11 protein-coding genes are annotated in these 9,568 nt (G+C 71.8%); 4 read left to right on the plus strand and 7 right to left on the minus strand.

Translation table 11 applies throughout. From position 1 onward, the window contains the following. The 3 genes from ACFFNX_RS32095 to ACFFNX_RS32105 form a co-directional block, all read right to left on the minus strand. Window positions 1-280 (minus strand): alpha/beta fold hydrolase (locus tag ACFFNX_RS32095; RefSeq protein WP_378209621.1); only part of this gene is annotated, 280 nt, incomplete at its 3' end. Window positions 281-364: 84 nt separating this feature from the next. Next, window positions 365-1,648, minus strand: coding sequence for a class I SAM-dependent methyltransferase (locus ACFFNX_RS32100; protein WP_378209622.1), 1,284 nt, complete (start codon window positions 1,646-1,648; stop codon window positions 365-367). A gap of 2 nt (window positions 1,649-1,650) precedes the next feature. Beyond that, a complete protein-coding gene (locus tag ACFFNX_RS32105) occupies window positions 1,651-3,015 on the minus strand; it encodes an FAD-binding oxidoreductase (RefSeq protein WP_378209623.1) in 1,365 nt (454 codons plus the stop codon). Window positions 3,016-3,100: 85 nt separating this feature from the next. On the opposite strand from ACFFNX_RS32105, the gene ACFFNX_RS32110 reads away from it, so the two are divergent. Continuing rightward, a complete protein-coding gene (locus ACFFNX_RS32110; RefSeq protein WP_378209624.1) occupies window positions 3,101-3,691 on the plus strand; it encodes a pyridoxamine 5'-phosphate oxidase family protein in 591 nt (196 codons plus the stop codon). Here ACFFNX_RS32110 and ACFFNX_RS32115 read toward each other — a convergent pair. Next, complete coding sequence (locus tag ACFFNX_RS32115) at window positions 3,661-4,182, minus strand: DUF1707 and DUF4870 domain-containing protein (protein ID WP_378209625.1); 522 nt, start codon at window positions 4,180-4,182, stop codon at window positions 3,661-3,663. The genes ACFFNX_RS32110 and ACFFNX_RS32115 overlap by 31 nt on opposite strands. 118 nt (window positions 4,183-4,300) lie before the next feature. On the opposite strand from ACFFNX_RS32115, the gene ACFFNX_RS32120 reads away from it, so the two are divergent. Beyond that, window positions 4,301-4,810: a DinB family protein gene (locus ACFFNX_RS32120; RefSeq protein ID WP_378209626.1), complete on the plus strand. Its 510-nt coding sequence runs from the start codon at window positions 4,301-4,303 to the stop codon at window positions 4,808-4,810. A 16-nt stretch (window positions 4,811-4,826) separates the two neighbouring features. Here the strand turns inward: ACFFNX_RS32120 and ACFFNX_RS32125 are convergent, their stop codons facing one another. Next, complete coding sequence (locus tag ACFFNX_RS32125) at window positions 4,827-5,639, minus strand: polysaccharide deacetylase family protein (RefSeq protein ID WP_378209627.1); 813 nt, start codon at window positions 5,637-5,639, stop codon at window positions 4,827-4,829. Window positions 5,640-5,817: 178 nt separating this feature from the next. On the opposite strand from ACFFNX_RS32125, the gene ACFFNX_RS32130 reads away from it, so the two are divergent. Next, window positions 5,818-6,165 carry a hypothetical protein gene (locus ACFFNX_RS32130; RefSeq protein ID WP_378209628.1) on the plus strand — a complete coding sequence of 116 codons (348 nt, stop codon included), beginning with the start codon at window positions 5,818-5,820 and terminating at the stop codon, window positions 6,163-6,165. A 101-nt stretch (window positions 6,166-6,266) separates the two neighbouring features. Next, a complete protein-coding gene (locus ACFFNX_RS32135) occupies window positions 6,267-8,300 on the plus strand; it encodes an ATP-dependent DNA helicase (RefSeq protein ID WP_378209629.1) in 2,034 nt (677 codons plus the stop codon). 24 nt (window positions 8,301-8,324) lie between these two features. Here the strand turns inward: ACFFNX_RS32135 and ACFFNX_RS32140 are convergent, their stop codons facing one another. Both ACFFNX_RS32140 and ACFFNX_RS32145 read right to left on the minus strand, forming a co-directional pair. Continuing rightward, window positions 8,325-8,933: a LuxR C-terminal-related transcriptional regulator gene (locus tag ACFFNX_RS32140; RefSeq protein WP_378209631.1), complete on the minus strand. Its 609-nt coding sequence runs from the start codon at window positions 8,931-8,933 to the stop codon at window positions 8,325-8,327. After that, window positions 8,933-9,568 (minus strand): sensor histidine kinase (locus ACFFNX_RS32145; RefSeq protein ID WP_378209630.1); only part of this gene is annotated, 636 nt, incomplete at its 5' end. The genes ACFFNX_RS32140 and ACFFNX_RS32145, both read right to left, overlap by 1 nt.

The following is a 9,568-nucleotide window of genomic DNA, read 5'->3' on the forward strand; positions in this document are numbered from 1 at the left end:
CGGCGTCCGCGTCGCCGCCGAACGCCTCGTGCAGGGCGTTCGCATCGGCGGCGAGCGCTCCCGTCTGATACGCGCCGTCCGCCGGGACGCTCGTCGGCGCGTAGCCGCGCTGGAACGGTGCGACCGCGTGGTACCCCGCGTCCGCGAGCGCGGGCAGCAGGTGGCGCCACGTGTGGGCGGAGTCGGGGAAGCCGTGCAGGCACAGGGCGAGCGGGCCACGGCCGGCCTCGAGATACCCGAACGTCAGGCCGTTCGCCTCGATCGTCTGGATCACCGTCATGGCCGCGACGTTAGGCGCGGCGCGGCACGGTGTCCACGAGACCGCCGGGTGGCCGCCGGCACGTCGCCGGCGGCCTCCGGTGGGTCAGCCCGCGAAGGGCGGCTCGAACGAGGGGCGCAGCGGCATGCCCGAGCGCCCGTCCTCGTGGAGCTTCACGCCGAGCACCTGGTGCAGCTGGATCCAGTTCAGGTCGAACCCGAGCCGCGAGCCGGCCATGTAGAGCCGCCAGACCCGCGCCGTGCCCTCGCCGACCTCGGCGACCGCCTCGTCCCAGTGGTCGTCGAGGTTGCGGCACCAGCCGGTGAGGGTCTTGGCGTAGTGCTCGCGGAGGTTCTCCTCGTGGCGCACCTCGAAGCCGGCGTCGTGCATCCGCGAGACCAGGTGGCCCGGTCCCTCCAGCTCACCGTCGGGGAAGACGTACCGGTTGATGAAGCCGTCCTTCTTCATCGCCGGGCCCGTGTCGTCGGGCCGGGTGATGCAGTGGTTCAGCAGCCGGCCGCCGGGTTCGAGCTTGCCGTACAGGAAGGAGAAGTAGGACTCCAGGTTGTCCTTGCCGATGTGCTCGGTGAGGCCGATCGAGCTGACCGCGTCGAAGCCGCTCTCGGTCACGTCGCGGTAGTCCAGGTGGCGGACCTCGGCCAGCTCGGACAGCCCGGCCTCGGCGATCGCCTTCTGCGCCCACTCGGCCTGCTGCTTGGACAGCGTGACGCCGAGCCCCTTGACGCCGTACTCGCGCGCGGCGTGCATGACCATGCCGCCCCAGCCGCAGCCGACGTCGAGCAGCCGCATGCCCTTCTTGAGGTCCAGCTTGCGCGCGACCAGGTCGAACTTGTGGAACTGCGCCTGCTCAAGCGTCGCGTCCTCGGCCGGGTAGCAGGCGCAGGTGTAGGCCATCGACGGTCCGAGCACCCATTCGTAGAAGGTGTTGGACACGTCGTAGTGGTGGGAGATGGCCTTCGCGTCGCGGCGCTTGGAGTGCCGCAGCCCCGCGAGGAACGGAAGCCGCTCGACGCGCACCTCCTGCGGCGGCGGCTCCAGGCGCCTCAGGGCGGCCGCCCGCAGCAGCGGGTCGCCGAGGATGCCGCGGAGCAGCGTGCGCTTGTCCGCCCAGGTCATGTCGCCCATCGCCGACTGCATCCGGGACAGCGCCGTGTACATGTCGCCGGTGACGTCCAGGTAACCGGAGACGTACGCGCGTGCCAGTCCGATCGCGCCGGGGGCGTGGATCAGATACGAGACCGCGTACGGCGACGTGACGGTCACCGTCACGTCGGCGTCGGCCGGTCCGGCACTGCTGTCGTCATAGGCCAGGAACCGTACCCGCGCGTCGCGGCCCACGACGCGCTCGAATACCTGCGCGAGCCTCATGTTCACCTACCTCGTACCGTTTTGTCGTAAAGATCGAGCAACCGCCCGCCGGGATCGTAGGTCTCCTTCAGTCGGTTGTAGCGGTCCCCGTCGTAGTGGCGCCAGAAGTCGTCACGCGTGTAGTACGCGGTGGAATACAGCGACTTATGCCCATCGAGGCGGGCGACCTCACGCTCGATCAGGCGGTTGTGGTGCTCGGGCAGGCGTCCGGGCGGGATCGGCACCGTGCCCCAGAAGCCGGCGTTGACATACGTCCGTCCCGGTTCGAGCGGGTACAGCGGCCAGCTCTCCTGCGCCCGCAGCGGGCAGAGCCACACCGGGCTCATGCGGATCTCCCGGCCGAAGAAGTCCAGGAACTCCGGAAGCCGCTCGGCCGGGACCTCGACGTCCTGGATGACGTCCTCGCGCGGAGGCCGGCCGAGCCAGCGGTCCACCCGGGCCGACATCTGCGTGCGCTTGTCGAGGGCGACGAGCCGGCGGTAGACGTCCGAACGTTTCTTGGCGGCGGGCCAGACGCGGCGCACCAGCGGGTTCTGCACGCCCAGCGCCCGCGAGCACCAGAACCAGTCGGTGTCCCAGCGCCACAGGTAGCCGTGGGTGGTGAGCACGTCGGTGGGCGCGGTGGCGGCGTTCAGCCAGCGGGGCGTGATGCTCCGGTCCTGGATCGACCGGTAGTAGATCTTCTGTCCGGTGTAGTCGGACACGTGGCGCGCCGTGTCGGCGAACCGGCCCAGCGTCAGGTAGAGCTCGTCGCCGCCGAAGACGACGCCGTCCACGAAGTCGTAGTCCGGCGCCAGCTTGTCGATGGCGTCCGTCAGCTCCTGCGCCGAGCCGAAACGCACGTGCCACAGCTCGACGAACGGCTTCACCGGCTGAAGCCGGATCGTGAGGCGGAGCGTGTAGCCGAGCGTGCCGTAGGAGTTGGGGAAGCCGTAGAACAGGTCGCGGTGCTCGTTGTCGCGCGTCGCGGTGACGATCTCGCCCGCGCCGGTGATGACCTCCATCTCCAGGACCGACTCATGCGGCAGGCCGTGGTGGTAGGAGGAGGACTCGATGCCGAGCCCGGTGACCGCGCCGCCCAGCGTGATGGTCTTCAGCTGCGGGACGACGAGCGGCATGAGCCCGTACGGCAGTGTCGCGTCGACCAGGTCCTCGTAGGTCGTCATGCCCTGGACGTCGGCGGTGCGGCGCTCCGGGTCGACGCTCAGGACCCGGTCGAACCCGCTGACGTCGAGCCCGGGCGCGCTCGTCTCGTCGCGGAAGCGGAACAGATTGGAGGTGCGTTTCGCCAGTCGTATCGGCGTTCCCTCAGGGATCGACCGGTAGGACTCCAGCAGTTTTTCGGTTGCCGCACGATGACCAGTCACCAAGAGATCGTCTCATCCCGCGCGCTCCCTTCGAAGACCGGCCGCGTGTAATGTCCGAATTGACGGCACGCATGGGGGTGTGGCAGTGGCAAAGCTCTACGACGCCATCGACCAACGGCTGCGCGAGTTCATCGAGGCGCAGCCGATGTTCTTCGTCGCGACCGCGCCGCGCGAGGGTGGTCACGTCAACGTCTCCCCAAAGGGCTACCAGGACACCTTCTCCGTGCTCGACGAGCGGACGGTGGCCTACCTCGACCTGTACGGCAGCGGCGCGGAGACCATCGCCCACCTGCGTGACAACGGGCGCATCACCGTCATGTTCTGCTCGTTCGACCGGCAACCGAAGATCCTGCGGCTGTACGGCACGGGGCGCGTGGTGCGGCCGGACGCCGACGAGTGGGACCTGTTCGCCGGCCGCTTCGGCGACGGTCACGTGGGCGCCCGGGCGATCGTGGTGGTGGACGTCGACCGCGTGGCCGACTCCTGCGGGTACTCCGTGCCGTTCATGGAGGTCGTCGGCGAACGCTCGCTCCTCGACGACCAGCACCGTCGCCGCCCGGACGAGCAGTGGCCGTCTCGTGTGCTGTCCAACGCCGAGAGCATCGACGGGCTGCCCGCGCTCGAACCCGACCACCCGGCCCCCGGTCAGCGCGTGATGCGCAGCGTGAACGGATAGCGGAACGGCGTGCCGGCGAGCGCGAGGAACGCGGCGACCAGGCCGACCGCCCAGGCGACGGCGTAGACGACCGCGCCGATGCCGAGCGTCACCACCGTGACCGCGAGCAGGGTGAGCTGGAAGTTCAGCGCCGAGGCGATGTGGTGACGCACGTACGGCGAGCGCCGGGCGCGCGTGCACATCATCACCAGCGGGCCGACGAACAGCGTCGCGATGCCGAGCACGTGGGCGAGCGCGGCGAGCAGGCGCTGCTCCGCGGTCGGATCGGCCGGGGAGGCCGGCACCGGCACGGGTGCGGGCGGCGGCGCCAGGTCCGACAGCACCGCGGCGAGGTCGTCGTGGGTCTTGGCGGTCATGGCGAGATGCAGCCGCAGGTCGAGCTCGGGCTTGTCGAGCCGCCCCTCGGCGTACGCCTGCTGGAGCCGTTCGACGACCGGCTCGCGCTCGGCGTGGGAGACGCGCAGCGCCCCGGGGTGCACGGGAGTGGTCATGTCACGATCCTGCGCGCACATGTGGGTGAGGACCATCGGGGATCCCCCCGAGTCGCCCCTGAGGTCACCCCCACCCGGCTGAGGTCAGCCCCACCCGGCGCCCCCTAAACTGCCGACGGTGACCACCGAGCGTCCTGACGTACCCCTGATCGCCGACGAGCGCACGATGCTCCGCGCGCACCTCGACTTCCACCGCGCCACCCTCGCCTGGAAGTGCGACGGCCTGGACGACGACGAGCTGCGGGCGCGGGCGACGAAGCCCTCGGCCCTCTCACTCCTGGGGCTGGTCCGCCACATGGCCGATGTGGAGCGCACCTGGTTCCGCAAGGCCGTGAACGGCGAGCACGACCTGCCCAACGTCTGGTCCCGCGCCGGCGACTACCAGACCGCCTACGACCCGTCCGGCTGCACCCGCGAGGAGGCCTTCGCCGCCTGGCGGGCCGAGGTGGAGCACTCCAGGCGCATCGAGCGCGCGGCCCCGTCGCTCGATCTGGTCGTCTGCCAGCCCCGCTGGAACGAGGACGTCTCGCTCCGCTTCGTGATGATGCACCTGATCCACGAGTACGCCCGGCACAACGGCCACGCCGACCTCATTCGCGAGGCCGTCGACGGCACCGTGGGCACGTGACGCCTGTGCCGTCTCGTCAGCGCCCGTCGAAGTAGACCCGGCCCGGCTTGAGCGGGTGCGCGGCGAGGAGCTCGGGCACGGTCACGAACGTGAAGCCGCGCTTGGCGAGACCCCGGAGGATCTTCGGCACGGCCCGCACCGTCGTCGGGTGGATGTCGTGCATGAGGATGATGTCCCCCCGGTGCGCCCGCGAGATGGCGCGGTGCGCGACGATCGCCGAGTTCCGGTCGCGCCAGTCGTCCGTGTCGACGTCCCAGATGATCTGGGCCAGCCGGAGGCTCCGGGCGACCTTGGCGACGTGCCGGTCGGTCGCCCCGTACGGCGGGCGCATGAGGTGGACCGGCCGGCCGGTCGCCCGGGTGATGGCGGTGAGCGTCCGCGTGAGCTGCGCGCGGATCCGCTTCTCCGGCAGCGTGCTGAGGTCGGGGTGGCTCCACGTGTGGTCACCGATGGCATGGCCCTGGGCCAGCTCCTGGCGCACGACCGCCTCCCGGCCGTGGATGTTCCCGCCGATGAGGAAGAACGTGGCCTTGGCGTGACGGGCGGCGAGCATGCGCAGCAGCCGGGACGTGTACGGGCCGGGCCCGTCGTCGAAGGTCAGGGCGACGCACTTCACCTTGCGGCAGTCGACGGGCGGCCGGCTGGGCGCGGGCCGCGGGCGCCGGACGGGAGGCGGGCCGGCCGACGGCGGAGGACCGCCCGCCACGGCGGTGACCCCGGCGTCGTTCGCATGGAGGGTGCCGAGGCCGCTGAGCCAGCCGAGGAGGAGAACCCCCGCGACCGCGCCGGCGATGAGCCGCGCACGGCCTGCCGGAATGACAAGCCGCATCAGAGCCCCCGTAACCGCTTTTGTCACAACAGCGCACATTAGTAGCGCCGCGCATTAGAAAAGGCGAGTTGCACCGGTCTTCACCATTACGCCCGCTGGGAACCGCGACGGCGGCAGCGGACGTTGAAGACGTGACCGATGACGGGACGGGGGCAACGGGTTCTTGAGGAGGACCTCGATGAAGTGGGGCGATCGCTTCGGGCTTCGCCGCCGGCGAGGTGACAGGGTGACCACCCTCGACCGTGAGGCGACCAACGCCGACATCGAGTCGCTGATCGCCTTCGCGCGCAGCCGTACGGGCGTGGAGTTCTACGTCGAGCCGGAGACGTTCGCGACCGACACGACGGCGATGGCGATCGCGGCCGACGGCGAATGGACCCGCCGGCGCGTGGGGTCGCCGAGCGTGATTCAGAAGGTCGCGCGCGACCTGCGCGTACCGGTCTACGACGTGCAGATCACCGGCTATCCGCAGCGGATGCGCGACTTCAACGAGCGCCGCCGTCGCCAGGGCGGCACGTCGCTGTGACGCGGCCCGTACGGTGACCGGCGAGATCGCGTGGGACGGGCCGGGGAGCGTGCGGCGGTAATGGGCGTCCGAGGTCCGCGGCAGCGGTAGCGTCTGCTGTCGTGCCCGACGACCTCCTCGACTCCACCTCCGGTAAGACCGACCTGCCCGACGTGTCCGCCCTTCTCGCCGCCGCGGTCTCCGGCGTGGGCGGCGCCGAACGCCCCGGCCAGGTGAAGATGGCCGACGCGGTGGCGCATGCGATCGAATCCGGCGAGCACCTCGCCGTCCAGGCGGGCACCGGAACGGGCAAGTCACTCGCCTACCTCGTGCCGGCCGTGCGCCACGCGGTCGCCCACGACGCGTGCGTGGTCGTGTCCACCGCGACGATCGCCCTCCAGCGCCAGCTCATCGACCGCGACCTGCCCCGGCTCGCCGAGTCGCTGAAACCGCTGCTCGGCCGCGAGCCGGTCTTCGCCATCCTCAAGGGCCGCCGCAACTACCTGTGCCGGCACCGGCTGCAGGTGGACGCGCCGGAGGACCCGGAGGAGATCCTGTTCGACCCGCAGACCGTGTCGGCGGCCGGACGGCAGGTGCAGCGCATCCACGAGTGGGCCGAGACCACCGACACCGGCGACCGCGACGAGCTGGTGCCGGGGGTGAACGAGCACGCGTGGCGGCAGGTCTCGGTGAGCGCCCGCGAGTGCCTCGGCGCGCAGCGGTGCCCGTTCGGCACCGAGTGCTACGCCGAGCAGGCCCGCGACCGGGCGGGCGACGCCGACGTCGTCGTCACCAACCACGCGCTGCTCGCGATCGACGCCCTGGAGGACTTCCAGGTGCTGCCCGAGCACGACGTCGTCATCGTCGACGAGGCGCACGAGCTGGTCGACCGGGTCACGTCGGTGGCCACCGCCGAGCTGTCCGCGCAGGCCGTGGAGATCACCGCGCGCCGCTGCGGACGGCTCATCGAGGAGGATCTCGCCGACCGGCTGAAGGAGACCGGCGAGGCCCTCGCACCGATGCTGGCCGACCTGCACCCCGGCCGCATGGACGTGCTGCCGCAGGCGGCCGGCGTGTCGCTCGCCGCGGTCCGCGACGCCGCTCACGCCTGTGCCACGGCCCTCCGCACGACGCTGCAGCGCGCCGGTGACGACGCCGAGCGGCTCGGCGCGGGCCGTGCCGCGCTGACCTCGCTGGAGGAGATCCACGACACGGCCGTCCGCCTCCTGGAGTCGTTCGCGGGCGACATCGCCTCGCGGCACGACGTGGTCTGGCTCGACAAGCCGTTCAGCGACGACTCCCGGCGGCCGGTCGCCCTGCGCGTCGCACCGCTCGGTGTCGGCGCGCTGCTGCGCGAGCGACTCTTCCGCCGACGTACGACGGTGCTGACCTCGGCGACGCTGTCGCTCGGCGGGTCGTTCGAGCCGCTCGCCCGCCAGTGGGGGCTGCCGGCCGCGCCGGAGGAGTCCACCGGCGAGGACAAGCCGATCGTCTGGTCCGGCCTGGACGTCGGCTCGCCGTTCGACCACGCGCGCAGCGGCATCCTCTACATCGCCCGCGGGCTGCCCTCACCGGGCCGCGACGGCCTGCCGGAGGCGTACCTCACGGAGCTGAGCGAGCTGATCGAGGCGGCCGGCGGCCGCACCCTCGGCCTGTTCTCCTCGATGCGCGCCGCCAAGCAGGCCGCCGAGGAGCTGCGCACCCGCATCGCGCAGCCGCTGCTGTGCCAGGGCGAGGACGCGACGTCGCAGCTGGTCAAGCGCTTCGCGGAGGACGACGCGACGTGCCTGTTCGGCACGCTGTCGCTGTGGCAGGGCGTGGACGTGCCGGGCCCGTCGCTGCGTCTCGTGGTGATCGACCGGATCCCGTTCCCGCGCCCGGACGATCCGCTGTCCTCGGCGCGGCAGCGGGCCATCGGGGCGCGCGGCGGAAACGGCTTCATGGCGGTCGCCGCGACCAACGCCGCGCTGCTGCTCGCCCAGGGTGCCGGGCGCCTGCTGCGCACCATGGACGACCGCGGCGTGGTCGCGATCCTCGACCCGCGCCTGGCGACCGCACGGTACGGCTCCTTCCTGCGCGCCTCGCTGCCCCCGTTCTGGACGACGTACGACTCGGCGACGGTGAAGGCCGCCCTGCGCCGCCTCGACGCCTCCTAGCCCGCGGATCGCCGAGGTACCGGTTCAGGACCGGAGAAAGGCGAGGACGGCCAGGACGCGGCGGTGGACGTCGGCGTCCGGGGGGAGGTCGAGCTTGGCCAGGATGTTGTTGATGTGCTTGCCGACCGCGGCGGGTGAGACCGTGAGCGCCTGGGCGATGGCGGCGTTGGAGTGGCCTTGCGCCATCGACGCCAGCACCTCGCGCTCACGCGGGGTGAGGCGTTCGAGCGGGTCGCGGCGGCGGCCCAGCAGGTGACGGATCACCTCCGGGTCGATGACGGTGCCGCCCTCGGCGACCCGGTGGACGGCGTCGGCGAAGTCGGTGACGTCGATGACGCGGTCTTTCAGCAGGTAGCCGACCGCGCAGGCGTTGGTGGAGTCGAGCAGTTCACCGGCCGAGGCCGTCTCGATGTACTGGCTGAGGACCAGCACGGGCAGGTCGGGGTCGCGCTCGCGCAGGGCGATCGCGGCGCGCAGGCCGTCGTCGGTCTGGGTGGGGGGCATACGCACGTCGGTGACGACGATGTCGGGCCGGTGCGCCTCGACGGCGGCGGCGAGCGCGGGCGCGTCCCCGACCGCCTGGACGACCTGGTGGCCGAACCGGGTGAGCACGGCGGTCAGGCCGTCGCGCATCAGGGCGCCGTCTTCGGCGAGGACGACGCGGAGACGACGGGGTTCGGACACGGCAACTCCACTTTCAGCAGGGTCGGGCCCCCGGGCGGGCTGGACAGCGTGAGGGCGCCGCCGATGACCGCGAGCCGGTCGGACAGGCCGATCAGGCCGCTGCCGCCTGCCGGGTCGGCGCCTCCGACGCCATCATCGCCGATCTCCAGGAGCAGGGTGCCGTCGCGGTGGCCGGCGATGATCCACGCACGGTCGGCCTCGCTGTGCCGGGCGATGTTGGCCAGGGCCTCACAGACGATGAAGTACCCGGTGGCCTCCGCCGGGCCGGGCAGGCGGCCCGTGAGGTCCAGGGTGAGGTCCACCGGTATCGGCGAGCGGTCCGCGGCGTCCTGCACGGCGGCGGCCAGCCCGTGCTGGGTCAGGACCTGCGGATGGATGCCGTGGATCAGCTCGCGGAGTTCGGTGAGCGCCAGCCGGGACTGCCGGTGGGCGTGCGCGACCTGGTCGGCGGCGGGTCCCGGCGGCAGGTCGAGCAGGGCCAGGCCGAGGCTGGTGGCGACCGCGACGAGCCGCTGCTGGGCGCCGTCGTGCAGGTCGCGCTCGATACGGCGGCGCTCGGCCTCGAAGGCGTCGACCAGCCGGGC

The organism is Actinoallomurus acaciae (assembly GCF_042429965.1).
Classification (GTDB): domain Bacteria; phylum Actinomycetota; class Actinomycetes; order Streptosporangiales; family Streptosporangiaceae; genus Actinoallomurus; species Actinoallomurus acaciae.

Coding starts and splice junctions, on each gene's coding strand:
- ACFFNX_RS32100 (WP_378209622.1), bottom strand. CDS start 1,648: ATGAGGCTCGCGCAGGTATTCGAGCGCGTCGTGGGCCGCGACGCGCGG.
- ACFFNX_RS32115 (WP_378209625.1), bottom strand. CDS start 4,182: ATGACCACTCCCGTGCACCCCGGGGCGCTGCGCGTCTCCCACGCCGAG.
- ACFFNX_RS32125 (WP_378209627.1), bottom strand. CDS start 5,639: ATGCGGCTTGTCATTCCGGCAGGCCGTGCGCGGCTCATCGCCGGCGCG.
- ACFFNX_RS32130 (WP_378209628.1), top strand. CDS start 5,818: ATGAAGTGGGGCGATCGCTTCGGGCTTCGCCGCCGGCGAGGTGACAGG.
- ACFFNX_RS32140 (WP_378209631.1), bottom strand. CDS start 8,933: ATGCGCGACGGCCTGACCGCCGTGCTCACCCGGTTCGGCCACCAGGTC.